The following is a 25445-nucleotide window of genomic DNA, read 5'->3' on the forward strand; positions in this document are numbered from 1 at the left end:
TGAAAAAGCACTTACCAGCAATCCTTAATGCAATGCGGCTTAAGGCATCGAATGGCTTGGCGGAGGCTATAAATGCCAAAATCCAATACATGAAGCTTAGAGCTAAAGGCTTTAGAAACAAACAAAGGTTCAAGACAGCGATACTGTTCTATTTTGGGGGACTTGATATGACTTTCCACCATGAACGATGAAGAGCCAAGCTCCAGGTTGAAGAGAGGCCAAGAAATCTCACCGTTAATAGCGTTGATTTTCAGACGATGAAGGTTCAGTTTGTAGCCCTAGGTTTAATTACAAAAAGTGAGAAGAAGCGAAGCATTAAGGACAGTGGAACATATTGGTCTTTGACGCCATTTGGGGAGACAAAAATGATGCAACTGAGAGCATTGCGAAAAGAATAATAGAGGTTTCAGTCTGAATTACATAACAATGCAAAGCACTCGGACGCAGCGATACTTCGCCGGTGTTTGAAGCGTTAGGCAACTATAAAAGGAGTTCTGTGTAAGAATGAAGTCTGCATTGCATCCAACGGTAAATAGAAGTATTACTGTTGTAGATTATATAAATGAATTTGGGGTAAAACTTGATGGCAATGGACACCTGAGAGTTAGGCCATTTGCTAGATGTCCTGCCTGCGGTAGCGAAATGCATACTAAGGGAGAGGCAAATCCAACTGTTGATGGTGTGTTTAGCCATCAGCCAAATGTTAATCAATTTTGTCCATTAAAAGCTTCAGCAGGGCAGTCATATATAAATCTTCCACCGGTTGATGAAGATCCAAATAGAGCCAAAGCACTTCGAGATTCTTTTATAAATAACTGGAAGTTTCACTACGGATTGATGAAAGGTCACTTGACTGTACTTAGTATTTTTGACTTCATTAATTTAATAAAATTTGCAGACAACAAAAGAATATGGAGTTACCGGCATGTCAAAGAAGCGCAGCTTTCATATATATTTTTGGCGTTAAAAGAGTTTCCGCCAGTAAAGTCTAAGGGTAAATACATCCGCCGAGATTGGGTAAGATTTTGGTTCGATTCAAGGGTACGAAGCCTTGACGACTTATGGATCAAAACAAATGGAGATTGGTTGATGATAAAGGCTACCTATGCAAACCCGAGAAGTGGCGGCTTGCCAACGCATAAACAGCTTAAAGATACAGAGATCATTCAACCTGATCTAGGTTTCTTAAACACAGAAGAACCGAAATTAGCTGACTTTGTTCTCAAAGAAATGGAGAAAGCATTTGGAGTTTAGTTGCCTAACAAGCGCAGGCACGGCGACGGCTTTTTCGCTGCGTCTTCGCCTTCGCCTCCACTACAAAGCCGCGCGTGCTGCGGGCGTTAGTTGCTAGGTGAAAAATTAGGTTGTTGGAGATAATCAAGTTGGTTCAAATATACGGCGCTGAAGAGACCAAAGCGTTCTGTTGTAATTGCAAAAAGGTGACGCTTCATAAGTATGAAAGCTTCTCTAAATCTGGTGAAGCCACGGGAAAAGAAGTTAAGGGTTTCTTTTCTGGCTTATTTGCAGCAATAGCGAATGCGTTAATGGAAGGTGAGCATTCAGGTGATTACAAGTGCAAAGTCTGCGGTACAAACTTACATACACCAGACTACCTAGATTAAGGTTGTAGATCTCGGCAGGTGGTAAGTTTCACAACTAACAATAAGATTTAAGGGTGATTCACAACGCTAATCTCTCTCACTTCAAGCAAGTTTAGTGTTTATGGCACAATGCTTTAGGTAGGTGGTTAGCGTTGTTCACACCTTAATTTGGCTACATGGATTCCCCCGTTCGTCAAGCATCCGCGAAGCGTATTGAGTTTGGTTTGGACTGCCGCTCTACATTCGGCCTTTTACTGACTCACGTCATGGCCCTGATGACATTGCGCGGTTGCAGTGCCTGATTCGTTAGAAGGCATCAAGGTGCCCGCCGCATTAACAGGCTCTCTGCAAATGGTCTTCACCGATACTCATCAGCTTGCGTGTGCAATGACCCGGTTGGTGTATTTTTCCTTACGACAGCGACGAGTTAGGCCGCGTAGTCTTGATAATCCGTTTGATGGTGCAATAACGCCCACACAATGCGTGCATTTTTGGCCGCGAGAGCGACAATGGCGCGGTTCATGCCACGTCGCTCAAGGACATTTCGCCCCCAAACACTGAGCCTATCTTGCTTATCGCCTAGGTTCGTGATGACGGCTCCCGCACCATGCACTAAGAGCGTTCTGAGGTATTTATCTCCTCGTTTACTAATACGACCCAATCGCGGCTTTCCTCCGGTTGAGTACTGTTTGGGCACTAATCCAAGCCAAGCCGCAAAGTCTCTACCGGAATCAAACTGCTCGCCTTTTCCGATAGTGGCGATAATCGCCGTTGCTGTTTGTGGGCCAATGCCGCGAACATTAAGAATACGCTGGGCATTAGGACTGGCCTTGGTAACCATATCGAAACACTGCTCGGTATCGGCGATACGCTGATTAAGTGTTTGTAGGTGGTCAAAGCAATCTGCCACGACAGCACGAGCAATATCAGGCAGGCCATTTTCTGCTGCCTCGAGAATGAGTGGTACTTGACGGTGAACGGCGGCCCGTCCTGTTGGAATAATAATGCCGAACTCTGGCAGTAATGCACGAATACGATTAATGAGGGCGGTACGTTCATTGACCCAATGTTCACGTACACGATGTATGGCGAGAATCGCTTGGCGTTCGGGTGATTTAACAGGAATGAACCGGCTGTTTGGACGCTGAGCAGCGTCACAAATGGCAACGGCATCGTTCAGGTCATTTTTTCCTTTTGTGCGATAAGGACCGACGTACTTTGCGGCCATGATACGGGTATCGTGACCGAGCTTGTTGAATTCTCTGCCCCAATAATGTGCCCCACTGCAGGCCTCGATGCCTATGCACATCGTAGGCATATTTGCTAATGTAGCCAGTAGTTTAGCGCGTGAAACAGATTTATGGAGAATGACTTTTCCGTGGTCATCCACCGCGTGAAGAGAAAAGTGGTGCTTGGCGAGATCAACGCCACAAAAGAATTGAGTAGACATGGTTACCTCCGGTATTAAAGGCCGCATCTAAGTGTGGCAGATCTTCAAGAGGGGAAATCCATGTCATTCGTTAGTGTCACGGAGGACATATGAACGATTCGGAATTGTTAGAACAAGCCTTACATAGTGGGGCAATAATTCATCAACCTCATGCGTTGAAAGCATTTTTATCAGCAAATTTCCTTGCTAAACGTTTTGGTGAAAATGACAAACTTTTTTCTCATACGTCTATTTTAATGGCTAATGATTCAGTTTTGGTACAGCCTACATATGAGGAATCTGTTCAAGCACCAGCATTACAAGACTTTCGTATTCAAAGAATACTGAATCGTGGTATTTATCCCGCAGCTTATCAAGCTACTTTTCAGTGGTATCAAAACAAAGGTTTTGATGAGGTTTTTCGCTACTTTGCCACCAAAGCAGCATCTGCTAATGAATACTTATCCCACAATGTGACGATATTGCTTGCAATGAATAGTGTCTATAGGCAATTGAATGAACATCAGATCCCAGCCTTTCTTAATCGTTTTACAGAGTTCGTTACGTCTACGTTTTCAAATATAGATAACGTTAACTCGAAACCAGTGCCAGTAAAGGCCAGTCTCTCAGATGTATTATCATCTTGTATTGAGCAATTTGGTTTCTTTGGACACAACCTGATCACTTTGGCTTGGCTATTACGTTGCAAAGATCAGTTGTCAACATCGCTGTATGAAGCAATGCTGTCAAACTTATATGTTCAGGCCAATAGTCCTTTGGAAGACCCCGAAGATGAAATCGATCAAGTCATATGGGGGCAATGCAAGGCCGAGCCGGGTATAGAATCGTTTGAATCACGTATAAATTGCTTAATCTTTGATTACACGTCAAATTTGCATCAAATCACATTTGCTGATGCTCTATGCTTGTTACAATCTGAGTTTCCTCAATATACGGCAGATTTAAATAAAATAGCAAAATATCAATGTCTTGTTCTTGAAAAATGAAACTAACAAACGCTTAAATACGGATTCGCAACGCGTAGCATTTGTGGTTTGCGGCAGATTTAGTAATTTAGGTGGTATGCGTAACATCGGTATTGCGTTACTCACACCTTAGTTTGGCCTTAGGCAAATGGAGATAGACGTGAGTTTAAGGATAATTGAAGTCGTAGATTTTCAGTCGTCGTGGGCTGATGATTTTAACCGAGAAAAAGCGCTAATCTGTAATGCGTTAAGCAAAGAAAATGTGGTGGGAGTTCACCATATCGGTAGCACTTCAGTTGAAGGTCTATGTGCGAAACCAATTATAGATATTCTGCTTGAAGTTAAATGTCTCAGTGCGCTGGATGAGCAAAGTTACTTGATGGAATCGTTGGGTTATCTCGCTAAAGGTGAGTTTGGTATCACGGGTAGGCGCTACTTTCAAAAAGGTGGGGTTCAACGAACTCATCAAGTCCACGCCTTTCTAACCGGTTCACACGAAGCACAAAGACACATCGCTTTTAAAGAGTATCTTATTGCATTTCCTGAAGTGGCCGATGAGTATGGTGTGCTAAAGAAAAATGGAGCAGCAATCTGCAACAATGATATGGATGTATATTGCCGCCATAAAGATAGCTTTATTAGAGAGCATGAGGCTAAGGCTCTAAGCTGGAAATTTGCCTAACAATGTAATTAATTTCGCTCCCTGCTGTCGCCGGACGCTCATTCCTCGCGCCACTTATTGCGAGCGTTATACAATTAAGGAGAAAAATGAAGCCTGATTTACACGGAAGTAGAATTGTGTTGAGGTCAATTCAAACGAATGATTCTGATGATTTGCTTGAAATTTATGGTGATATTCAAACAATGGAATTTGCCTCAGATCCAGCTTTTACATCGAAAGATATGATAGTTCAAATGATAGAAAGCGTCGTCCAACTAGAGAAATCAGGTGAATCGTTGGAATGGGCGGTAATGGAGAAAGTGACAAAAAAAGTTATTGGAACCTGCGGCTTACATGGTTTTAGTGGTAACGGTAATTCCTGTGAGGTCGGATGCTTACTAAATTCATCGTACTGGCGACAAGGGTATATGTCGGAAGCTCTTAGCTTATTATTTTCTCATGCTAAATCTTTGGGCATTAAAGAATTGTATGCAGATATTGATGAGGGTAACTTTCGGTCTCAAGCTTTGTTTAACAAGCTAGATTTTAAAGCTAAAAATGGGCAGTTTCAGCGCTTGCTATGAGGCATCGTATAATAAGCAGTTGCAGACGACGCCAGCAAGCCGGAGCGGCTGAAATGAGCGTTTTCTATGTCAGGGAAGATCGAAAAATTAAATGAAAATTAAGCATTTATCTGTTAACTCATGCCGACCGAAGCGTAGCTCGGAGATTTTAGCTGAGCTGACAAATGGTGAGACTAAAGCATTTCCTTCAAAGACGATGACTGGTGCATGGATGTGTGTTTGGAGCGAGAGTGATAACGAACTAATAGAGCTCATTCCAGTGCAGTATAAATTGACGTTTGGCGACTTAGCTGCAATTTATGAAGAGCAAGGTGAAAAGCAAAATTTTCATGCATCTCACTTTATGCTCGAAGCAAACAAAACGGTAGATGAGTTAGTTGCGATAGCAGAAAAATATCAATTAAATCATCGATTTAGAAAACACTTTGGTGGTCCTTTGTATGAGGTTTGGCTAGAAGATGGCCTGCTAGTTGAATTTTGCTCTGCCGAAATTTCAAAACTTTAAGTGTCGCGTAGCCAGCACTTTTTACTAAGTATGGAGTATAAAGCGATGGATAGCATTGATAAATCTTGGCTTGCGCGTTTGGGCGTGAATCATATTGAGAGCAATTATATTTTCACTGGTTGTGAATACTATAAACGAGGCGGCGAAGAGGATTTAGCGTTTCTGTATGCTTCTGATAACCTGACACTGGTCAGCTGCAATGAAGACGTTCGCACACACCTAGAAAAATCTAAGCTGCGATCGCTGCATGACTATATCGACAATGTGAACTCTCAAGCGTTTGAGGTCTGTATTGATGATATTGACTATTATCTATCAGGCCATATTTGTGACGCTAAATCAAAGGTAGAGATTGATCAGCTCACGCTGGAAGCCCATCGGGAGCACATCGAACAATTTATTACAGGGTTTGATGAGGAAGAATTATATAAAGCGGATTTTAGTCTGGACTCAGACTATTTTTATATGGCATATCTGGAAAGTCAGCCTGTTGGGATCATTGCATCATATTGTGGTGTCGAGCCCTTTGAATCGCTGTCTATCTTGGTGACACCAAAATGCCGTCAGCGTGGTGTCGGCAAGGCACTGATTTCAAGGTGGGTCAAAGAGGTTGAAAAGAGGGGACGTGTCGCCCGATATCGTGCCAACCGGGAAAATATTGCCTCTCGACGCCTTTGCGAGTCGTTAGGCTTTGTTGCTCACAGTCATATTCAAATACTGGCAAAACTATGAGTAGCGGCAACGACCCAATACGCATTGGTGGGGTTATCGAAATATGATGAGTGGGAGAGGCGTTTGTGGCTGATATTCATGGAGATTAAATGTTGTCTTTAGAACCCGCCATTAGATTGTTGATGATGCATTTTTAAGGGCGTTTTTGAGTATGACTAATTGGCTACGGGCTTTACTCGTGTTTGGGGCTTTGGCGGTCTCTTTTTCATCGATGGCGCAGTCGCTGCCAGAAGGCGCAATCCAAGCAGGATCGCTAGCTAATCAAAAATTGATCCAAGATGCCATGGTAGGGGTGCTGGTTACGGTGGCATCTCAAGGCTGTGAGAAACCGGAGGAATTTGTGCCTTATGTGCGAGAAATGCCGTCAGGCGAGGTAGGCACAAGGGTGTGGCGGGAGCTATGGATTGTCGAAGGCTGTGGTGACAGCTATCCGATAAAACTTCGCTTTCAGGAGGCGGGAGCTGGCGCCGCGAATTGGATGATTGAATAAACAAGGACGCTCATGAATACAGAACAACAGGCATTTTTAAACGCCTACCTTGCCACCTTAAGTGAAGCAGAACGTCAAGCCGTGCCTGAAACGATTGCCGAGTACTTTTGCGCGGATGAATACAATGCTAACGAATGCGCCCGTTTGATTGACCAAGGCATAAAACGCGCATCGTGTAGCTTAAAAGCTTGCTACGAGATCGAAAACGAACCTTACCCGCAAGTAGGGCGTTTAACCGTGGTGCTTAACTGGGCGCAGCAGCCGGTTTGCATTATCAAGGTGACGGAAGTTAGCGAGTGCCCGTTTGATCAAGTGACTGCTGAATTCGCCGCAGCGGAAGGTGAAGGCGACAAGAGCTATGCGTGGTGGCGGCAGGCTCATCTGGCATTTTTTGAGCAAGAGGGGCAAGCACTCGGTGTGCCGTTTACAACCCAATCTCTTTTGGTGTTAGAGCGCTTTGAGAAAGTCTATCCGCTTGATCACCATGAAACTGAGCAGGTAAGCGCATGATAAAACAAGTCGGTCAAACGCCCATCCAACCCGAACATTTGGCGCGCTGCCACTGCGGAGCGGTTGTGTTAGCCCTTACGTTACCCAATGGCATTGAAAAACCCAGACGTTGCGATTGCTCGATGTGTCGACGCCGCGGCGCCATTGTTGGCTCAGTCAAGCTTGCACAATTGCGTGTCGTTGCTGGCAGTGAACAACTCAGTGTGTATTCCTTTAATACCCACACGGCTAAGCACTACTTCTGCTCACGCTGTGGCATTTACACCCATCACCAACGTCGCTCCAATCCGAGTGAGTTTGGGTTCAATATCGCTTGTTTAGATGGCGTCAATCCGTTTGAGTTGGAGAATATTCCCGTGATGGATGGGATCCATCATCCAGCAGATCGTTAAGTTTTACAGCGCCTCTGGATAGTGCGTTTTCAGTAACTCTTCGACCACCGCTAGGTTCTGTCCGAGCTTTCTCAGTGCCAGCAGGCGCGTTTTGCTAAATTTAGCGTCTTTGGGCACCAAGCGCATGATGTAGGCCGCGCGTTTGCCTTGGTAGACATCCTCTGATTTATGGAAAAAAGCGTTACAGAACAGCAGCGCATCACCTGCATCCAACGCAGAGGTCACCTTACCTTTCTCCATATAGTCATACTCTTGGTGAGTGATTTGAAACGGCGGGTGCTCGGGCACCGACGGGTCGGCAATGCGCACCAGTGAGTGCAATTGATTGGCTTCGCGGATCAGCGATAGGCGTACCGCCCCCTCTTCCATCACGATAGATAACCGCCCTGAGCCGGCTTCTTTCACTGGCGTCAGCGGGATCCATACCGTGAGCATATCTTCCGGTCGCTCCATGAAACCAATCGAGTCAAAATCAGTATGGAAAGGAAAGCCTTGATCCTCAGGCGTTTTCTCCAAATATAAATCGGCCAAAATGCGATAGTCTGGCAGGAGCGCCTCGATGGTGTCAGCGATGTTGAGATCTGGGTCGCGGAACACCATGGGCCCATAGATCGCTTTTTGTAGATGTCGGCATACCACGTTTGGCCATTGGGCATGGCGTCGAGTTTAGCGGCGAGGGCTGTTCGTGTCTCTTGGCTCAGTACACCAGGGACGACTTTGCCGTGGTGAGGAGAGAGGTTGTCGAGAAAGTCGGGGCGAGCTGACATAGAAGCTCCTTGGTGGGGACATAAAACTTAATGTGTTACCTGAAGTTTAGCAAGTCACCGTCGTCACTGAATAACAGCGATTGGCGAGGTAAGCGTACTAATCGAACAAGCCGCCAGCAAGGTTAAGCATAACAGACGACCCGATTGCGCCCGGAGAGTTTGGCGTTATATAAAGCGTCGTCGGCATGCTGGTAGAGGTGTTTAGCATCGAGTAGGGCCGCGTCGAGCTCTGCACAACCAATTGAGACGGACACGCGGATAGCCGGGGAGTAGCCGAGAATCGAGTTGTGGTCATAAATCGCCTCACAGAGCTGGTTGGCATAGTGTTGCGCGGCCTCTTTACCGGTATTTTCCAGCAGACAAGCAAACTCTTCCCCACCAATGCGATAAATGTTGCTGTGCAGAGGAAGATGCGTTTCGAGTAAAGACGCGAAGGCTTCGAGGACGTGATCGCCAACGATATGGCCGTAGTTATCGTTAATGCGTTTAAAATGGTCGATATCAATAATAAGCAGGGATAGAGGTTGATGTTGGTAACGGGCTTTGTCGCCAACGCGAGCAAGGTCGCTGGCAAACTGACGACGATTGTATAGTTGTGTGAGCGGATCGGTCGCGGCTTGGCGCATTAATGCTTGTTCTTCCGCCTTACGCTGACTGATATCCCACATCACGCCTGCGACCACACCTTGAGGCTTATTTTTAGGATCGTTATTGGTGGTGATTTCTACCCATGTATATTCGCCATTATCGCATTGAACCTGCATGTCCATTTTTAGCTCGTTGCCAGCAGGCGATAAAAAGTGGCGCACCCGCGAGAAGAACTCTCTACGATATCCAGGATGAATGCGGCGCAGCCAGTGCCGGCTGGTGTAGGTACGGGAATCACGAATGCTGCTGGTAGCACTGTCGCCGATGATCTCTGCCGAGCACCAGCAGATACCGCGTTGTACATCCACTTGCCAAGTGCTGCAGTGGGTATTGTCTTTAATGATGTCTATTTGTCGTTGTTTAGAAAACAACTCGTTTTTTAGCACTTTGCTCGCGATCAGATGCCCTGTTGCGCGCAGCAAGGTCACATCACTTTCTGACCAGCGTTGCTCACGTTCGCAATCATCAAACCCCAGCGTTCCCCACCATTTGTTATCGACAATGATGGGGATAGTCAGCATCGATAAAATGCGCTGTTGCGTTAAGTAGCGTTTGAGCCAGGATGAGGGTAATTGATCAGTAATGACCGCTTGGTATTCGCCCCGCTGTCGGCTTTCAATTAGCTTTCGGTATTCGGGGTGAGCGAGGCTAGAGCTAAAATGATTAAAATGGGGCAGGCGAATTTGCGCATACTTCTTCTCGTTGGCCCACTCGAAAACATAATCCTGCAAAATATCGGTATCGCTGATCGCCAATACTTGAAACACCCACACGCGACTGACTTGCGTGACAGCTCCTATTTCAGCGAGCAAGTGATTAATGTTGGCAAGCCTGTCGTCACCACTGACCAGCATGTCTGCGCCGCGTAGCACGGCCGATAGCAGATCGACGTTTAGCTCAGAGAGTTGGTGTCTATCAAGTTCAGGTTGGATCCCAGTTAGGATGGTCATGCCGATAGTCCGTTATCTACAAAGTCACCGCTTCGTTGAGCTTAGCAGCCAACTGAGTAATTAGTTAACACGTTATGAGCAAATCTTCAGTGTCGTGGCTCACGTTTACCTCAAAACACGATAGTGTTGTAGGTAAAAATAGACATAATAAGCGCCGCAGTGGGATGAGCCCTGTGAAAGTGTGAGTCAATAACGCACCTTAATATGGAAATAAAAATGAGAAAGTCAGTAGTAATAAAACAAACGCCAACCCATTTATGTGTGAATGATGATTGTTATGCGATGCGCAATATTGTTGACGCTAGCGTTGAAGCGCTCACGTGGAAAGATCACCTACTAAGGATGTTAGGGCTAGGGATGCTAACCGCGAGCATTTTATTTTTTATGTTAGCGGGAGAGTTGCCTTATGCGGAGTATTTGCCTGCCGTGGGCTTTGCTGCAGGCGCGCTGTTAGCTTTGCTGACATGCGAAAAATACGTGTTACGCATTGAGTATAACCACCAAGACGATACCGGTGTGCAGTGGCTGACTATCGCTAAAAGTGGAAAGAAAACGGATAAAGTGCTTTTTGACCAGCACGTCGCGCAATTAAAGCGATTGTTAGTCTCATAGCGATACTGGTGGCGTTGTTGGATAGAGCGGATAGACTAGGGCCTGTGATGTAACAGGCCCTTTTTAGTTATGGATCGCGTTATTTTTTGATCGCGCGAGGGCGGCCGTTTTCATCAATAGCGACATAATTAAAGGTCGCATGGCTCACTTTGCTGCGATCGCCAATCTCATCATGACTGACAGGCTTAACCCAAACTTCAAGCTCAATGGTAATCGAGGTATTGCCGATACGTTGGCAAGTCCCGTAGCAGCAAACCACATCGCCGACACTGACGGGCGATTTAAATGTAATGTCATTGACAGAGACAGTGACAACGCGTCCACCAGAAATTTCTTTGGCGAGGATCGCACCCGCTAAATCGAGCTGGGACATAATCCAGCCGCCAAAAATATCCCCATTGGCGTTAGTGTCGGCGGGCATTGCCAATGTACGAAGCAGCAGTTGGCCGCGGGGGCAGTTGTTTTTATTGTCAGGCATGGCTCTCTTCACATCTTATCGCAAAGGGGGATTGCCCCCTTTTTTATAGAACAAGATAAGAATTGTGACCGCTAACACAGCATTTGGGCAAGTTTTTATTGGTCTGAGTTGCTCTCTTTGGGCATATGGCGATAGATATACACCCCAGTTGCAATCATAAACAGGAAGGTCAGGATTAAAGTGCCGAAGACCTTAAAGTTCACCCAGGTATCAAGCGGCATACTATAAGCAACATAAATGTTCACCCCGGCTAATAGGGAAAAGAACCCAATCCAGGCCCAGTTAACGGTGCGCCACACGCGCTCTGGCAGTGTAATCTCTTTGCTGAGCATATTCTTAATCAAAGGCTTACCCATCGCCTCGGACACCGCCAAGCCAATGGCGAATAAGACATACACAATGGTGACTTTCCACTTGATGAAGTTGTCATCGTGAAAAAATAGCGTCATGCCGCCAAATATGGCGACCAGAACGGCGGTAATGATTTGCATCTTTTCAACGCGCTTATACAACGCCCAAACCAGTACAACTTGCACTAGGGTGGCGATGATCAGTGCACCGGTTGCCATATAAATATCGTAGAATTTGTATAAGGTGAAAAAGATAATTAAAGGAATAAAATCAATCAGTTGTTTCATAACGCCGCCGCGTAACTAGGTGTATTTAAGCTAAGTATGTACGCAGTGTACCCAAATGCGCAGGGAGGGGAAACGACAAGGCGGAGAGAGGAAAGGTAACAAGGTAGGCGCCTTGGCAGGGGGTTGCCAAGGCGCGTTGAAGATTAAATCCAATCCCAGCCGAACACCAATAGCATCAGTATCGGGCAGATAACACGAACATAGCCTGGCCATATTTTCCAAAACCAGGTTTCGCCGAGCTCAGGGCTGCCCTGAACCAGCTCTTTCAAGATTTCGTTGCGGTGCCATAGCCAGCCTGCAACCAGAGCAAACAGCAGGCCAAGGATAGGCTGTGCGTACTCGGTGGTGACGGTAACTACCAAGCCAAACAGATCGCCAAAGTTGTAAACAATCACCGCCGAGGCAATCGTGATAAGGCCGCCAATCCACCATACCGCTTTATCTCGTGATTGACGGAATTCCTCAGTAGCACAGGCTACAGGTACTTCAAGCAATGAGATGGCTGAGGTGAGGGCGGCAATGACCATCAGCAAGAAGAAGGCAAAACCGACAAAAATGCCCGCCGTTCCCATGGTGTCGAACATGGCAGGGAGAACACTGAATACCAGTGTATCACTGCTGAGAAGCGCGCCTGCATCGCTGTAGATAGCCACGCCATTGTGTTGGGCAACAAACATGGCAGGCATGATCAACAGCCCCGCAATAAAGGCGATGCCCGTATCGAGCAGTGCTACTTGTGCAGCGGTTTTAGGGATGTTGGCGGTTTTGGACAAATACGAGCCGTATACCATCATCACGCACACCCCCAGAGAGAGTGAGAAAAACGCTTGCCCCATGGCACTCACGACCAGCCCCGGCGAGAGGTGCGACATATCTGGGATCAGGTACATCTTCAGCCCTTCCATCGCGCCAGGCTGAAATAAAATGTAAACCACCATGATCACGAACAGTAAAAAGAGGACGGGCATTAAACGTGAGGACCAGCGTTCGATCCCGTTGGCAATACCATTACGGACCACCAAAATCGTTGGCACCATAAAGCACAGCATCAATGCGAGGTTACGGGTTTCGCTAAACGACTCCAACCATGCTGCCGCATCGGTAAAGCCTATTAATGCAAGTAAGGGGGAGACCATATAGCCCACCAGCCAACCGGCCACGATGGTGTAAAAGCTTAAAATGCCAGTCGCGCCGAGCAACCCGACTAATCCAAGTAATCGACCAATCCATTTTTGTCCACCGGATACGGCTGACAGAGATCGAACGGGGTTTGCATTGCCATAGCGTCCAATAGTGAGTTCTGCTATCAAAAGGGGATACGCTAGGACAAAGACCATCAGCAAATAAATAAACAGAAAAACGGCGCCGCCGTTTGAGGCTGTTTGCGTGGGGAAACCCCAAATGTTGCCGAGCCCAATCGCGGAGCCAGCAGCCGCCAAAATAAACCCTAATCGGGATGAAAATTGTGCGCGTTGTGTGTTTGCCATACCTACTCGATATCGTATTCGATAATTAATTGATTATTATGGACGCATAATCAGTGGCGCCCGTCAGGTACTCATTTAAGGTGTAAACTAATAATTACAGTCTTAAGTGAGTGGTTCCCTCTACAAAGACTCGTAAGTAAACCAGTTTATGCGTAGAATTTGAAGATCATGCCGTACGTAATACCATCATATCGCCACATTTCCCCATATTCTCTCTCCGTGTGATTACTTAGTGTGCATCGATAAGGGGAATCCGCTGCCTATAGTGAGTATCACAGTGGCTTTCTCTATCGCAATTATTGATTTAACACATTTTTAACATTGCTGCTTTGGGTCACGTTAAAATGCATCATAAGATGTACTTAACATTAAATTGGTGTGGTATTTATCACGACTTTTCCGCCGCTTGTCTTTTTCTAAAGACAAATCATGGCTTGCACCGAGTGGCAAGCTAGGCAGAATAGAGAAGGCGAGAGAACACGCTTTCGTCAGTTATTAATTAAGGTGTGCAATAAGGCATGGAAAAAGTCTACGAGATCGTAACCTTACTGTTGCTGTTGGTCTATTGGTTAACCATTGCTGGGGTAACTGTGCGAGTGGTATTCAAGCGCCGCGCGCTGGGTGTATCGATCGCTTGGTTAATGATCATTTATATCCTCCCGATTGTGGGGGTGATTGCCTACCTGCTATTTGGCGAGCTTAACCTCGGTAAAACGCGTGCAATGCGAGCAAAAGCGATGTTTGAGCCATATCGTCAATGGTTGCTCAGTTTGCAGTCGTGTCCTGCACACCGTCCTCAGCATATCAATGAACAATCTCACCATGTCAATCGACTTTGCCATGCCCGAATTGGTGTGCCGGAGCTCACCGGTAACCAGCTGGCGTTGCAAACAGAGCCGGCTGATATTCTTAAGTCGATCGCGCTCGACATTCGCCAAGCGCAAAAAAGCGTCGATATGGTGTTTTATATTTGGCATCCCGGCGGCCATGCCGATGAAGTTGCGCAGGCGGCCTGCGATACCGCCAAACGGGGGATCCCCGTGCGTATTATGCTAGACTCTGCCGGCAGTAAAGTTTTTTTCCGCAGCAAATGGCCACATGCAATGCGTGAAGCCGGCGTTGAGCTGATTGAAGCTCTTGCCGTGAATCCATTTCGGATGTTCTTCCGTCGCCTTGATATTCGCCAGCACCGCAAGGTGGCGATCATTGATAATCATATTGCCTATACCGGCTCGATGAACCTCGTGGATCCGCGCTTTTTTAAGCAAGACGCAGGTGTGGGCCAATGGGTGGATGTGATGGTGCGGGTCTCTGGTCCCACCGTGCCGGTATTAAGTAGCGTATTTGCGTGGGATTGGGAGGTAGAGACTGGACTCCGCGACTTGCCGTCATCGCCAGAGTGTTTGCTGATTGAAGATCACCAACACGCCAATCACGCGGTGCAGGCCATCCCGTCTGGACCTGGCTTGCCAGAAGGGATGATTCAACAAGTGCTGACTCTGGCTATCCATCAAGCAGAGAAGAGTATTGTGATCACCACCCCGTACTTGGTGCCAAGTGAAGGGCTGATGGTGAGCTTACAAACGGCCGCGCAGCGTGGGGTGTCAGTCACGCTGATTATTCCCGAAAAAAATGACTCCTTGATGGTGGAGTGGGCGAGCCGCTCGTTCTTTGAAGATTTAATGTCAGCAGGGATAGAAATCTACCGCTTCGGTGGTGGATTATTGCATACCAAATCCGTGTTGGTCGATGAGCAGTACTGCCTTGTGGGTACGGTTAACCTTGATATGCGCAGTTTATGGCTGAATTTTGAGCTCACGCTGACCGTCGACGATCCCGAGTTTTGTGCGAGCATTAACGCGCTACATCGCCACTATTTGGCACAATCGACCCGCATTAGTGCGGACGCTTGGCAACAAAGGCCGGTCTATCATAAGCCGATCGAGCAGTTCTTTTACATGTTTAGCCCGCTATTATAAGCGCTGCTGAGTCGCCGGGCGATACGCGAGGAGACGTGCGGGCGAATTCATTTACCGTATGCAGTATTATTGAATAAGTATTTGTTGTTGCGTGGGCTGATGCAACAAGAATGTAACCATCTATGATCTTAAGCAATACAAAGCTGGATAGTCCTCCATTCCTTATGGGAAAGCACTATAATAGGGAGTGCCCCAAGTCGAGTGATAGGAGGCTAACATGTCTATCCATTCACGTAGTTACACCTTAAACACCACCCCCGCGCGTCAAGCGCATGTGCGGGTGATCCCCAATGGCAATGTGACGGTGCACATCGCCGACGAGGAGAGCCCCCACCTCGCTGAATTTGATGAAGTGTCGTTTCAGCGCAAAGGCAAAATTACCCAGTTGTTGGCTGAGCACATTGAGCCCGGCAAACATGATAATTGGGCGTTACCTTTGAACCATCGTGATGCCAACGAGCTCGCGACATTGATTGACCAAGCTCAAGAAGAGTTCGAGATATTAATGCGCGATCTAAGCTAATACACGATCGAGCTAATACGCGATACACTAACGCATGACCCACCAGTGCAACAGCTGGTGGGTCTTTTTTATCAGGCCCTGACTAACCTTGGTCTGTTGCGGCTTTCATTTCTCTCACAAACTGCGTGAGCGCATGAAGCATCGTGGGCACATCATGTTGATGCTGCTCGATGATTTTCACCACCGCAGAGCCAGAGATGGCGCCTGCCGCCCCGGCGCTAATTGCCGCTTTGACTTGCTCAGGGGTTGAGATGCCAAAGCCAAGCAGCGGGCGCGGTGCCTCATGATGATGCAAGGTGCCGAGTAGGTGTTCAACCGGTGCCCCTGCTTTAGCCTCTGCCCCTGTGACGCCGGCGCGCGATACCAGATAGGTATAGCCACGACCCAGCTCCGCCACTTGGGCTAAGGTTGCATCGTCTGCGTTAGGTGGGGCGATAAAAATTGGATCAATACCCTGCGCCAAGGCTTGTTCACGAAATGGTGCAGATTCAGCAATCGGCACATCTGCTACCAGTACCGAATCGATACCCACTTCCGCACACCGGCGGTAAAAAGCGTCAACACCGCGTGCATAGACTAGGTTAGCGTACATCAGCAGCCCAATCGGCACGTGAGGGTGTTTTTCGCGTATCGCTGCCAACATGTCGAAACAGCTATCAGGTGTGGTGCCTGCCGATCTTGCTCTGATAGTGGCATCCTGAATAGTGGGGCCATCGGCCAATGGATCGGAAAAAGGCATGCCAAGCTCCAGCGCATCGGCGCCGCCTTCAACCAATGCATCGACCACGGCGAGTGACTGTTCTGGGCTTGGATCCCCCAAGGTGACAAAAGGAACAAAGGCACCCTGTTGTTTGGCATCCAGGTTTGCAAACATCGCTTGATATCGAGTTGATGGTGCCGTCATTACAGCTCTCCTTTGCCTTCTAAAATGTCATACACAGTAAAGATATCTTTATCACCACGTCCGGATAGATTGACCACTAAAAGCTGTTCTTTTTCAGGATCAGCGGCAATCATTTTTTGTGCCTGAGCAATGGCGTGGGCAGATTCTAACGCGGGAATAATGCCTTCGTTCCGCGCAAGAGCTTGAAACGCTTCCAAGGCTTCATCGTCGGTGATGGCCGGATATTCGGCACGACCAATGGCGTTAAGGTGCGCATGCTGTGGTCCCACGGACGGGAAATCCAATCCGGCTGATACTGAATACGACTCCTCGACTTGGCCATATTCATCTTGCATCAATGGGGATTTCATGCCGAAGAAAATACCGGGCTTGCCGTGCTTTAAGGGCGCGCCGTGTTGATCGGTATCGAGTCCTTTGCCCGCCGGCTCAACACCAATTAAACGCACATCTTTGTCATCGATAAAGTCAGCAAACATGCCAATCGCGTTTGAGCCGCCACCCACACAGGCAATCACCGCATCCGGCAAGCGACCTTCTACCTGCTGAATTTGCGCGCGGGTTTCCTCACCAATAATGCGTTGAAACTCGCGCACAATGGTCGGGAAGGGGTGCGGGCCCGCCGCAGTGCCGAGCAAATAGTGGGCGGTATCATAGTTGGCTGACCAGTCGCGCATTGCTTCGTTACATGCATCTTTTAACGTCGCAGAGCCTGCATGTACTGGGATCACAGTGGCACCCATCAGCTTCATTCGAAACACATTAGGACTTTGACGCTCAACGTCTTTGGCCCCCATATAGATGCGACACTTTAGCCCCAATAGCGCACATGCCAGCGCGGTCGCCACACCGTGTTGGCCGGCTCCGGTTTCGGCAATGATCTCTGATTTGCCCATACGCTGGGCAAGCATCGCTTGACCCAGTACTTGGTTGGTTTTGTGCGCCCCGCCGTGTAGCAAGTCTTCACGCTTGAGATACAGCTTGGTGTTCGTCCCCTTGGTGAGGTTGCGGCAAAGCGTCAACGCGGTGGGTCGTCCAGCATACTCTTGCAGCAGGCGGATAAAGTCGTCTTTAAAGTTAGGGTCGTCTTGGGCATCAATAAACGCCTGTTCGAGCTGATCAAGCGCAGGCACCAGAATTTGGGGCACGTACTGACCACCAAATTCGCCAAAATACGGGTTAAGCTTGCTCATAATTATCCTTTTACGTCTTTAACTGGGGGCCGAGATACGTTGACTGTCTTGGTGACATCTGTTCTCTCAGCCAAATCAACTATCTCGAAAAATCAATAGCGGCGAAGGGCGCGGAACGCCGTGTTTAACTTGTTGGCATCTTTCACCCCAGGCGCATGCTCGACACCGGAGTTAAAATCCAGCCCAAGGCACCCTTGTTCGGCCGCTTTGGCCGCATTCTCGGGGGTGAGCCCGCCGGCAATCATGACTTTGTCTTTGGCAGTTTTAGGGATCAGGTGCCAATCAAAGGTTTTACCCGTGCCGCCAGATTGTTGGCCGACTCGGCTGTCGATAAGGTGACGGTCCGCATTCACGCCGTCTAAAGCCGGTGCGACATCAGAGACACCGTGCGCTTTCCAAATTTCACAGTGCTCAGGGAGCTTCTCGCGCAGTGCTTGTAGATACGCTGCGTCTTCATCCCCATGCAGTTGCACCGCGTGAAGGCTTAGCTGTTGGGCATAGTCGCCTACGGTGTCCAGTGCATGATTTTGGAACACGCCCACATAGCGCAGCGGCGCACCTTGCTGGACGCGCTCGGCCACGGCGGGAGTCACCGCGCGCGGAGAGTGCTCAACAAAAATGAGTCCACCGTAGACAGCGCCAGCGTTATAGGCGGCGAGGGCATCGTCGGCGGAGGTGAGCCCGCAGACTTTGTTCTCTCCTAAGATCACTTTACGTAGCGCGAGGGTCAGATTGGGCTCTGCCATTAATGCACTGCCAATCAAAAAGCCATCCGCATGGTGGGCAAGATCGCGCACATGACGATGACTATGAATGCCACTTTCTGAAATCACGATCGCTTTTTCGCCCACTTGTGGTGCTAAGCGTTTGGTGCGATCGCGATCGATACTTAAATCGCGCAAATTACGGTTGTTAATCCCAATCACCACCGCCCCTAAGGCATTGGCACGTGCGAGCTCGTCTTCGGTGCTCACTTCAGTAAGCACGCCCAGCTTTAGCGATTCGGCTAAATCGGCCAGCTCGCGGTATTCGGCGTCGTCGAGTACCGATAGCATCAATAAGATCGCATCGGCTTGATAATGACGTGCGAGGTAAACCTGATACGGGTCGATAATAAAATCTTTACAAAGCACAGGCGCATCGACTTGTGCGCGCACGATCGGTAAGAAGTCAAAACTGCCCTGAAAGTGGTCCTCGTCCGTCAGGACTGAAATGGCCGCGGCAAAGGGTTGGTAAGCACGGGCGATACTGGCTGGATCGAAGTCTTCTCGGATCAGGCCTTTTGAAGGTGAGGCTTTTTTGCACTCCAAGATAAACTGTGACCCCGGCGCGGCCAGTGCAGCACGAAAATCGCGATCACTGAGCGTCAGTTGGTCGATAAAGCTATCCAGCGGCTGAGCACTTTTGCGCGCGGCTACCCAGCGTTTTTTGTCATCGACAATGCGGCCTAAAATGGTGTCGTTGAGGGCTGAGGTGGTCATACTGCGCTCCTTTGTGCTAACGCTTGCATGATGGTGTAAGGCTTGCCCGACGCCATCACGTCCAAGGCCTGTTGTGTGTTTGCTTTCAAGTCTTCTTGTCCGAATAAGCGTAGCAATAGTGCCACATTGACAGCCACCGCCGCTTGCTGGGCGTCTGTGCCTTTACCTTGCAAAATCGCGCTGATCATCGCGCGGTTTTGCTCCGGTGTGCCCCCAGCAATGCTGTCCAGCGGGTATTCGGATACACCAAAGTCGCTGGGGGTTAAGGTGTATTGCTCAATGTGGGTCGGGGTGATTTCTGCCACCGTTGTGGGGCCGTGAATAGCCACTTCATCCAGACCGTCACCATGAACCACGGCCGCGCGCGTCATATTGAGGTTTTGCATGGTTTGTGCAATCGGCGCAACTAGGGCTTGGTCGTACACGCCCATCAGCTCAATGCTAGGTTTCGCCGGATTAATTAACGGCCCAAGCAGATTAAAGATAGTGCGGGTTTTCATCGCTTGGCGCACGGGCATCGCATGTCGCACGCCGGTATGATATTGCGGTGCGAACAAAAAGCAGACGCCCAGATTATCCAAGGCCTCGCGGGCGTGGTCGGCAGGCATCGCCAAATCAATGCCAAAGGCGGCGAGTAAATCCGACGAGCCCGATTTGCTCGACACCCCGCGGTTACCGTGTTTGGCCACTTTCACGCCACAGGCGGCGGCGACAAAGGCGGCCGTGGTTGAAATATTAATGGTGTTCGCGCCATCGCCTCCGGTGCCAACGATATCGGCAAACGGATAACTAGGGCGGGGGAACGGCTCGGCGTTGTCAGTCAGTGCTTTTGCCGCGCCCGCGATTTCTTCAGGCGTTTCCCCTTTAATCTTCAATGCGGTTAACGCAGCCGCTAATCGTGCTGGCTCGAGCTCGCCCTGAATGATCGCACTAAACAGCTGCTCGCTCTGCGCTTGGCTGAGTGACTGTTGTTGGTAAAGCGTCTCTAGTAGTTGATCCATCACTGTACTTAACCTCGGTATTTGTCTGTTCGAGCTCCGTGCTTATCTGGCACGTGTTGTTGTTAGCGCTGATGTTCTTGTTAGCGATAATAATAGCCACTGGCCCAATCGATGGTGTGGGTGAGCAGGGCGGCGCCTTGTGCGGTCAAAATAGATTCTGGGTGGAATTGATAACCGACCACGTAGTCGGTATTGCTTACCACGGCCATCACTTTTTGCGCGTCGCCATCCAAGGTCGTGGCGATGACATCCAAGCTGGCCGGCACCTCAGTCGCCACCAGCGAGTGGTAACGGGCCACGGTGAGTGGGGATGCCAATGGGCCAAATACCGCATGTTGCTGGTGGTGCATGGCTGAGGCTTTGCCGTGCATGATGGTGCCAGCTCCGGCGACTGTGCCTCCGTAGGCTTCGACGATCGCTTGCTGACCCAGGCAAATCCCCAGCATCGGCACTTGGCCGCGTAGCTTCTCAATCAACGCGGGCATACAGCCGGCATCGGAAGGCGCACCTGGGCCGGGCGAAAGCACCAGTAGCGGCTGGGGCAGGGTACGAATATGACGAACAATCGCCTCGGCCTCTAAATGATTGCGAAACACCGTGACTGGGTAACCAAGTGCGCGAAATTGATCCACCAAGTTGTAGGTAAAGGAGTCCATGTTATCGAGCAGCACGATGTCCATTGGCGGGGTACTCATGATTGGCCTCCTTGGTGGGCGGTTTGAATCGCATGGATCACCGCTTGAGCTTTGCCGCGGGTTTCGTCCGCTTCGGCTTGTGGGTCAGAATCAAACACCACGCCCGCGCCGGCTTGCACGGTGGCAAGGCCGTTTTCAACGTAGGCAGAGCGGATCACAATGCAGGTATCCATCTCGCCTGATCCGGTAAAATAGCCCACGGCGCCACCATAACTGCCACGACGGCACTGTTCGGTGTCACGGATGAGCTGCATCGCCCGAAGTTTAGGTGCACCGGTGAGCGTGCCCATATTCATACAGGCTTGGTACGCATGCAGCGCGTCTAAATCGGGTTTCAGCTGACCCACAACCCGAGAAACTAAGTGCATCACATGGCTGTAGCGGTCGACTTTGAGCAAGTCGGCGACATGGCGGCTACCGGGTGTGCTAATTCGCGCAACATCGTTGCGGGCCAAATCGACCAGCATCATGTGCTCGGCGTTTTCTTTTTCATCATTGCGCAGCTCAAGCTCAATGCGGCTATCCAAGTCGTGGTCAATGTCGCCTTGGGCGGTCTTTCCGCGTCGGCGTGTGCCCGCGATGGGATAAATCTCAACCTGATTAGTCGCTTGAGTGTATTTGAGGGCGCTTTCTGGCGAGGCGCCAAACAAGCTAAATTGGCTATCACGCAGATAAAACATATACGGGCTAGGGTTGCCGCGCTTCAGCGCCCGATAAGCATTGAGCGGTGACGGACACGCGAGGGTAAAGCGGCGCGATGGCACCACTTGAAACACATCACCGGCAATCACGTGCTTTTTCAACGCGTCAACCTGCTGACAAAAGTCTGAATCAGAGACAGAAACCGCGACGTTGTGATCAGTGACCACGGGCGCTTCTGGAAGCGGCGCAGGCGATAAGCAGGCTTCTTTGATGCTTTGCAAACGACGCGATAAATCCACATAGTGGGCGCGGGCGTTATCACCCCCAAATAAGGTGCCTTGTAAGCGCGCTTGACGATGCTGGTGGTCAATCACCAGCAAGCTCTCTGCAACATAAAAAAGGTAGTCGGGGCAGTGCTCGGTGCCCTCCACCGCTGGCAGGGTTTCAGTGCTGGCCACCAAATCATAGGCAAAAAGGCCACCGACAAAGAGCGCATCGTCAGGTTGGTTATTCAACGCAACACTTTGTTTGATAACACGCAGGGCATCAAACACCGACGCTTGGCGCAGACGGGCGTCTTCATCCATTAGCGCACCATTGTCGTTGGGATGGCGGAACGTCAACGTTAGGGCGGGGAAGTCGCCATCGTTGGCCTGTGCAACCTCACAGGCGAGGGCTTTCAGCGCTGCGCTCTGGGCGATGCTCTCCAGCAAATGACTGCCATTATGAGCAAGCGCTTGTAAGGTGACGCGCTGCCCGCGGCATTCAATGCGCACGGCGGCATCGATCAGCATCAGGCTTTTAAGGTTGCGTTTGGAGTCAATCTCTGCCGACTCCAACAGCATGCTATAAGGCTTATCTTGGCACACGGCGGCATACAACTCGGTTGGGTCGGCCACATAAGGCACCGAGAGTTGGAGCGTATCAAGCTCGCCATGTTGGGGATCATGAGTGTTCACAGCTTTCTCCCTGCCGCTTGCACAAAGGGGGTAAGTTCTTGCATTAGCTGCGCGAACATATCGCCGGTTAAGGCTTGGTGACCGTCTGACAGTGCTTCGCTTGGGTTTAAGTGGCTCTCCACAATGATGCCATCCGCGCCCACGGCCGCTGCGGCGCGTGATAGTGGCGTCACCAGCTCTCGCACGCCGGTACCATGGCTTGGGTCGACCAACACTGGCAAATGGCTGCGCTGCTTCATCAAGGCCACGGCATTCAAATCCAAGGTGTTACGTGTGGCGGTTTCGTAAGTGCGAATACCGCGTTCACATAAAATCACATTGGGGTTACCCGCATCGACAATATATTCCGCTGCCAGCAAACACTCTTCGATAGTGGCGGAAAGCCCACGTTTTAACAAGACAGGTTTGCCAGTTTCGCCTACCGCTTTGAGTAAGCCATAGTTTTGCATATTACGTGCGCCAATTTGCAAGCAATCAATGTACTCGCATACCGCGTCGACTTGGCTAATTTCCATCACTTCTGACACGGTTGGCATGCCAGTCAGCTCACTGGCTTGTTTGAGTAGCTTTAGTCCCTCAACCCCCATGCCTTGGAAATCATAAGGGCTGGTGCGTGGTTTAAAGGCGCCGCCCCGTAATACACGTGCACCATGGGTTTTAACGCGGTCCGCCACGGATAGCAATTGAGACTCCGACTCCACCGAGCAGGGGCCTGCCATGACCACGAAGTGTTGACCGCCTACAGGTACATTGCCGATATGCACCACGCTGTCGTGCGGCTGCACATCACGGCTCACGCGTTTGTACTTGGTTAAAATCGGTTTGACTTCCTCAACCAGCGGGTTGGCCTCAAAATGACACTGTTGCAACACACGTTCATCACCCAGTGCGCCCAATACAATGCGTTCCACTCCCGGCATATAGAGCGGCTTTAACCCGCATTGCTCGATTTCATTGAGGAGGGCTTTGGCATCCTGCTCGGTAGCTTGGGGCTTAAGTACAATAATCATCAAATATCCTTATCAATTATGGTTGCCGGTTACCGCGGCTGAATGCGTGGTGGCACGATAACGCGTGATGGCAAAACTGAGAGACAAAAACGCCCGCATCAGTGGCGGGCGTTGTGAATAAGGTAGCTGTTTATACAGCGTGTCACACCGCCCGTGAGGAGCCGTGCCACCAAATAAGTGCAACAGAGGTCATGGATGTCGCTAACACACTCACGGCCTGTGTGGCAGTGGGTGTAGTGTGAATCGAATGTGATCTAAACGCGGCGTTGAAATACATGCTGCGAGACTCCGTTGTGACTGTTACCCTTAGCGCCATATTGCTCCCCGAAACTGAGAAGTGGTGCGCGTTAACTTGTGTACTAGTAAACTGATATTTTGCTTCTGTGTCAACGGGGAAATCGAAAAGAATGCAGAAAAAGTGCGGAGTAAGCACACGATAATAAACAACAAAGATATTCACCGTGCTCGCCGAGCGCTGATTAACTTGGCGCATTCGCATCGACTGAACCCGCATGGCGCATACCTAGACTCGGGCTGATAAGACACCAACTGACAGTGCCAAGGTGCGAGCACATTAAGGAAACCCGATACACCATGATCATTGATTTACATAGCCATACCACAGCCTCCGACGGCCGCCTATCACCAAAAGATTTGGTGCAGCGCGCCGTCGAGCGTCGCGTGGGCTTGTTGGCGATTACCGACCACGACACCATCGCTGGGCTGGTGGAGGCGCAAGCAGAAATCGACCATCAAAACTTGCCCCTTACTCTGGTCAACGGCATTGAAATTTCGACCTTGTGGCAGAATTTTGATATCCACATTGTAGGGTTAAATGTCGATCCCCAGCACTCGGCATTAACCGCATTAATTGCCGAACAAGCTGAGCGACGCCAACAACGTGCTGAGCTGATTGCTGAGCGGTTAGCGCGCTCGCATTACACAGGGGCGCTCGCGGGTGCGCGTGAACTGGCTGGCGATGCACCGCTCACCCGTGCCCATTTCGCGCGCTGGTTGGTTGAACAAGGTCACGCGAAAACCATGCAAGCCTGTTTTAAGCGCTTTTTAACTCGAGGGAACACCGGCTATGCACCACCGAACTGGTGTTCGATTGCAGATGCGGTTGCGGCGATCCATGAGGCCGGCGGGCAGGCGGTGCTTGCTCATCCGGGTAGATACAAGCTCAAAGCCAAATGGCTGAAGCGATTACTGGCGGCGTTTTCTGACGCCAATGGCGATGCTATCGAAGTCGCTCTTCCTCAGCAGTCGCAACAAGAGCGGCGTTTGCTGGCCGATTACGCGCGGGATTACGGCTTGTTGGCCTCGCTGGGATCGGATTTTCATTATCCTTCTCCGTGGACAGAGCTAGGCCGCAATTTATGGCTACCCAAAGACAGTCAGCCGGTTTGGCATGACTGGACATGGTTAGACGCGGCTGAACAAAAATGGCAATCAGTAAATCAACTAGATAGCGACAAGCCAGACGCGTTACAATAAACAAATACGTTATATTGATAGCGATAAGGATTATCCGGCGCGCAGACCATTCACGCTGGATTTGCGGTGCGCATCCCGATGGGGTCAAGCTACA

General features: G+C 49.6%; 28 protein-coding genes and 1 other annotated feature. Of the genes, 15 read left to right on the forward strand and 13 right to left on the reverse strand.

Annotation, left to right across the window (positions count from 1 at the left end):
* From BZG74_RS11470 to BZG74_RS15845, 3 genes are all read left to right on the forward strand, one after another.
* On the forward strand, positions 1-191 hold a 191-nt coding region (locus BZG74_RS11470), incomplete at its 5' end, for a transposase (RefSeq protein ID WP_162274017.1).
* A 313-nt stretch (positions 192-504) separates the two neighbouring features.
* Positions 505-1254: a hypothetical protein gene (locus BZG74_RS11480; protein ID WP_077772723.1), complete on the forward strand. Its 750-nt coding sequence runs from the start codon at positions 505-507 to the stop codon at positions 1252-1254.
* A 128-nt stretch (positions 1255-1382) separates the two neighbouring features.
* Positions 1383-1622, forward strand: coding sequence for a hypothetical protein (locus tag BZG74_RS15845; RefSeq protein ID WP_077458646.1), 240 nt, complete (start codon positions 1383-1385; stop codon positions 1620-1622).
* Positions 1623-2028: 406 nt separating this feature from the next.
* On the opposite strand, the gene BZG74_RS11490 is transcribed toward BZG74_RS15845, so the two are convergent.
* A complete protein-coding gene (locus BZG74_RS11490; protein ID WP_077772724.1) occupies positions 2029-3051 on the reverse strand; it encodes an IS110 family RNA-guided transposase in 1023 nt (340 codons plus the stop codon).
* A gap of 89 nt (positions 3052-3140) precedes the next feature.
* On the opposite strand from BZG74_RS11490, the gene BZG74_RS11495 reads away from it, so the two are divergent.
* From BZG74_RS11495 to BZG74_RS11535, 8 genes are all read left to right on the forward strand, one after another.
* A complete protein-coding gene (locus BZG74_RS11495; protein ID WP_077772725.1) occupies positions 3141-4037 on the forward strand; it encodes a hypothetical protein in 897 nt (298 codons plus the stop codon).
* A gap of 139 nt (positions 4038-4176) precedes the next feature.
* Complete coding sequence (locus BZG74_RS11505; RefSeq protein WP_077772727.1) at positions 4177-4698, forward strand: GrpB family protein; 522 nt, start codon at positions 4177-4179, stop codon at positions 4696-4698.
* A gap of 86 nt (positions 4699-4784) precedes the next feature.
* On the forward strand, positions 4785-5261 hold the full coding sequence (locus tag BZG74_RS11510; protein WP_077772728.1) for a GNAT family N-acetyltransferase: 477 nt from the start codon (positions 4785-4787) through the stop codon (positions 5259-5261).
* 91 nt (positions 5262-5352) lie between these two features.
* Positions 5353-5766: a hypothetical protein gene (locus BZG74_RS11515; RefSeq protein WP_077772729.1), complete on the forward strand. Its 414-nt coding sequence runs from the start codon at positions 5353-5355 to the stop codon at positions 5764-5766.
* A gap of 45 nt (positions 5767-5811) precedes the next feature.
* Positions 5812-6498, forward strand: a complete 687-nt coding sequence (locus BZG74_RS11520) for a GNAT family N-acetyltransferase (protein ID WP_158020649.1) — start codon at positions 5812-5814, stop codon at positions 6496-6498.
* A gap of 151 nt (positions 6499-6649) precedes the next feature.
* Positions 6650-6988, forward strand: a complete 339-nt coding sequence (locus BZG74_RS11525; protein WP_077772731.1) for a hypothetical protein — start codon at positions 6650-6652, stop codon at positions 6986-6988.
* Positions 6989-7000: 12 nt separating this feature from the next.
* Positions 7001-7498 (forward strand): ASCH domain-containing protein, encoded by a 498-nt coding sequence (locus BZG74_RS11530; protein WP_077772732.1) that lies wholly within the window; start codon positions 7001-7003, stop codon positions 7496-7498.
* Complete coding sequence (locus BZG74_RS11535; RefSeq protein WP_077772733.1) at positions 7495-7890, forward strand: GFA family protein; 396 nt, start codon at positions 7495-7497, stop codon at positions 7888-7890. Before BZG74_RS11530 ends, BZG74_RS11535 begins: the two co-directional genes overlap by 4 nt.
* A 3-nt stretch (positions 7891-7893) precedes the next feature.
* Here the strand turns inward: BZG74_RS11535 and BZG74_RS11540 are convergent, their stop codons facing one another.
* Together BZG74_RS11540 and BZG74_RS11545 are read right to left on the reverse strand one after the other, a co-directional pair.
* Positions 7894-8529: a phytanoyl-CoA dioxygenase family protein gene (locus BZG74_RS11540; protein ID WP_131825637.1), complete on the reverse strand. Its 636-nt coding sequence runs from the start codon at positions 8527-8529 to the stop codon at positions 7894-7896.
* 250 nt (positions 8530-8779) lie between these two features.
* The gene (locus BZG74_RS11545; RefSeq protein ID WP_077772735.1) at positions 8780-10255 is read right to left on the reverse strand and encodes a sensor domain-containing diguanylate cyclase; all 1476 of its coding nucleotides are present in this window, start codon (positions 10253-10255) and stop codon (positions 8780-8782) included.
* Between the two features lie 216 nt (positions 10256-10471).
* On the opposite strand from BZG74_RS11545, the gene BZG74_RS11550 reads away from it, so the two are divergent.
* Positions 10472-10867, forward strand: a complete 396-nt coding sequence (locus tag BZG74_RS11550; protein ID WP_077772736.1) for a hypothetical protein — start codon at positions 10472-10474, stop codon at positions 10865-10867.
* Positions 10868-10946: 79 nt separating this feature from the next.
* Here the strand turns inward: BZG74_RS11550 and yciA are convergent, their stop codons facing one another.
* From yciA to BZG74_RS11565, 3 genes are all read right to left on the reverse strand, one after another.
* Positions 10947-11345, reverse strand: a complete 399-nt coding sequence (gene yciA, locus BZG74_RS11555) for an acyl-CoA thioester hydrolase YciA (protein WP_077605980.1) — start codon at positions 11343-11345, stop codon at positions 10947-10949.
* 95 nt (positions 11346-11440) lie between these two features.
* On the reverse strand, positions 11441-11983 hold the full coding sequence (locus BZG74_RS11560) for a septation protein A (protein ID WP_077772737.1): 543 nt from the start codon (positions 11981-11983) through the stop codon (positions 11441-11443).
* A gap of 143 nt (positions 11984-12126) precedes the next feature.
* Positions 12127-13470 carry a sodium-dependent transporter gene (locus BZG74_RS11565; RefSeq protein WP_077772738.1) on the reverse strand — a complete coding sequence of 448 codons (1344 nt, stop codon included), beginning with the start codon at positions 13468-13470 and terminating at the stop codon, positions 12127-12129.
* Between the two features lie 518 nt (positions 13471-13988).
* Here BZG74_RS11565 and cls point away from each other — a divergent pair.
* The gene (gene cls / locus BZG74_RS11570; protein WP_077772739.1) at positions 13989-15449 is read left to right on the forward strand and encodes a cardiolipin synthase; all 1461 of its coding nucleotides are present in this window, start codon (positions 13989-13991) and stop codon (positions 15447-15449) included.
* 217 nt (positions 15450-15666) lie between these two features.
* The gene (locus BZG74_RS11575) at positions 15667-15972 is read left to right on the forward strand and encodes a hypothetical protein (RefSeq protein ID WP_077668568.1); all 306 of its coding nucleotides are present in this window, start codon (positions 15667-15669) and stop codon (positions 15970-15972) included.
* An 82-nt stretch (positions 15973-16054) separates the two neighbouring features.
* Here BZG74_RS11575 and trpA read toward each other — a convergent pair whose 3' ends face one another.
* The 7 genes from trpA to aroF form a co-directional block, all read right to left on the reverse strand.
* Positions 16055-16876 (reverse strand): tryptophan synthase subunit alpha, encoded by an 822-nt coding sequence (gene trpA / locus BZG74_RS11580; protein ID WP_077772740.1) that lies wholly within the window; start codon positions 16874-16876, stop codon positions 16055-16057.
* Positions 16876-18066, reverse strand: coding sequence for a tryptophan synthase subunit beta (gene trpB, locus BZG74_RS11585; protein ID WP_077772741.1), 1191 nt, complete (start codon positions 18064-18066; stop codon positions 16876-16878). The genes trpA and trpB overlap by 1 nt, the downstream gene beginning before the upstream one ends.
* A 92-nt stretch (positions 18067-18158) precedes the next feature.
* Positions 18159-19547: a bifunctional indole-3-glycerol-phosphate synthase TrpC/phosphoribosylanthranilate isomerase TrpF gene (gene trpCF, locus BZG74_RS11590; RefSeq protein WP_077772742.1), complete on the reverse strand. Its 1389-nt coding sequence runs from the start codon at positions 19545-19547 to the stop codon at positions 18159-18161.
* The gene (gene trpD, locus BZG74_RS11595; RefSeq protein WP_077772743.1) at positions 19544-20548 is read right to left on the reverse strand and encodes an anthranilate phosphoribosyltransferase; all 1005 of its coding nucleotides are present in this window, start codon (positions 20546-20548) and stop codon (positions 19544-19546) included. The genes trpCF and trpD overlap by 4 nt, the downstream gene beginning before the upstream one ends.
* 80 nt (positions 20549-20628) lie before the next feature.
* Positions 20629-21243 (reverse strand): aminodeoxychorismate/anthranilate synthase component II, encoded by a 615-nt coding sequence (locus tag BZG74_RS11600; RefSeq protein ID WP_077772744.1) that lies wholly within the window; start codon positions 21241-21243, stop codon positions 20629-20631.
* Positions 21240-22844: an anthranilate synthase component 1 gene (locus BZG74_RS11605; protein ID WP_077772745.1), complete on the reverse strand. Its 1605-nt coding sequence runs from the start codon at positions 22842-22844 to the stop codon at positions 21240-21242. The genes BZG74_RS11600 and BZG74_RS11605 overlap by 4 nt, the downstream gene beginning before the upstream one ends.
* On the reverse strand, positions 22841-23854 hold the full coding sequence (aroF, locus tag BZG74_RS11610; RefSeq protein ID WP_077772746.1) for a 3-deoxy-7-phosphoheptulonate synthase: 1014 nt from the start codon (positions 23852-23854) through the stop codon (positions 22841-22843). The genes BZG74_RS11605 and aroF overlap by 4 nt, the downstream gene beginning before the upstream one ends.
* 83 nt (positions 23855-23937) lie before the next feature.
* Positions 23938-24032: a sequence feature (Trp leader region), on the reverse strand.
* A gap of 416 nt (positions 24033-24448) precedes the next feature.
* Between aroF and rnm the strand changes: the two genes are divergently transcribed.
* Entirely contained in the window at positions 24449-25351 is a 903-nt protein-coding gene (gene rnm / locus BZG74_RS11615) for an RNase RNM (RefSeq protein ID WP_077772747.1), read from the forward strand.
* Positions 25352-25445: the final 94 nt, after the last annotated feature.

The organism is Salinivibrio sharmensis, assembly GCF_001995985.1.
GTDB classification, from domain to species: Bacteria; Pseudomonadota; Gammaproteobacteria; order Enterobacterales; family Vibrionaceae; genus Salinivibrio; species Salinivibrio sharmensis.

Excerpts from the sequence above, each read along its gene's own strand:
- BZG74_RS11480 (WP_077772723.1), top strand. The coding sequence starts at position 505 with ATGAAGTCTGCATTGCATCCAACGGTAAATAGAAGTATTACTGTTGTA.
- BZG74_RS11490 (WP_077772724.1), bottom strand. The coding sequence starts at position 3,051 with ATGTCTACTCAATTCTTTTGTGGCGTTGATCTCGCCAAGCACCACTTT.
- BZG74_RS11495 (WP_077772725.1), top strand. The coding sequence starts at position 3,141 with ATGAACGATTCGGAATTGTTAGAACAAGCCTTACATAGTGGGGCAATA.
- BZG74_RS11510 (WP_077772728.1), top strand. The coding sequence starts at position 4,785 with ATGAAGCCTGATTTACACGGAAGTAGAATTGTGTTGAGGTCAATTCAA.
- BZG74_RS11515 (WP_077772729.1), top strand. The coding sequence starts at position 5,353 with ATGAAAATTAAGCATTTATCTGTTAACTCATGCCGACCGAAGCGTAGC.
- BZG74_RS11520 (WP_158020649.1), top strand. The coding sequence starts at position 5,812 with ATGGATAGCATTGATAAATCTTGGCTTGCGCGTTTGGGCGTGAATCAT.
- BZG74_RS11525 (WP_077772731.1), top strand. The coding sequence starts at position 6,650 with ATGACTAATTGGCTACGGGCTTTACTCGTGTTTGGGGCTTTGGCGGTC.
- BZG74_RS11530 (WP_077772732.1), top strand. The coding sequence starts at position 7,001 with ATGAATACAGAACAACAGGCATTTTTAAACGCCTACCTTGCCACCTTA.
- BZG74_RS11535 (WP_077772733.1), top strand. The coding sequence starts at position 7,495 with ATGATAAAACAAGTCGGTCAAACGCCCATCCAACCCGAACATTTGGCG.
- BZG74_RS11545 (WP_077772735.1), bottom strand. The coding sequence starts at position 10,255 with ATGACCATCCTAACTGGGATCCAACCTGAACTTGATAGACACCAACTC.
- BZG74_RS11550 (WP_077772736.1), top strand. The coding sequence starts at position 10,472 with ATGAGAAAGTCAGTAGTAATAAAACAAACGCCAACCCATTTATGTGTG.
- yciA (WP_077605980.1), bottom strand. The coding sequence starts at position 11,345 with ATGCCTGACAATAAAAACAACTGCCCCCGCGGCCAACTGCTGCTTCGT.
- BZG74_RS11560 (WP_077772737.1), bottom strand. The coding sequence starts at position 11,983 with ATGAAACAACTGATTGATTTTATTCCTTTAATTATCTTTTTCACCTTA.
- BZG74_RS11565 (WP_077772738.1), bottom strand. The coding sequence starts at position 13,470 with ATGGCAAACACACAACGCGCACAATTTTCATCCCGATTAGGGTTTATT.
- cls (WP_077772739.1), top strand. The coding sequence starts at position 13,989 with ATGGAAAAAGTCTACGAGATCGTAACCTTACTGTTGCTGTTGGTCTAT.
- BZG74_RS11575 (WP_077668568.1), top strand. The coding sequence starts at position 15,667 with ATGTCTATCCATTCACGTAGTTACACCTTAAACACCACCCCCGCGCGT.
- trpA (WP_077772740.1), bottom strand. The coding sequence starts at position 16,876 with ATGACGGCACCATCAACTCGATATCAAGCGATGTTTGCAAACCTGGAT.
- trpB (WP_077772741.1), bottom strand. The coding sequence starts at position 18,066 with ATGAGCAAGCTTAACCCGTATTTTGGCGAATTTGGTGGTCAGTACGTG.
- trpCF (WP_077772742.1), bottom strand. The coding sequence starts at position 19,547 with ATGACCACCTCAGCCCTCAACGACACCATTTTAGGCCGCATTGTCGAT.
- trpD (WP_077772743.1), bottom strand. The coding sequence starts at position 20,548 with ATGGATCAACTACTAGAGACGCTTTACCAACAACAGTCACTCAGCCAA.
- BZG74_RS11600 (WP_077772744.1), bottom strand. The coding sequence starts at position 21,243 with ATGAGTACCCCGCCAATGGACATCGTGCTGCTCGATAACATGGACTCC.
- aroF (WP_077772746.1), bottom strand. The coding sequence starts at position 23,854 with ATGATTATTGTACTTAAGCCCCAAGCTACCGAGCAGGATGCCAAAGCC.
- rnm (WP_077772747.1), top strand. The coding sequence starts at position 24,449 with ATGATCATTGATTTACATAGCCATACCACAGCCTCCGACGGCCGCCTA.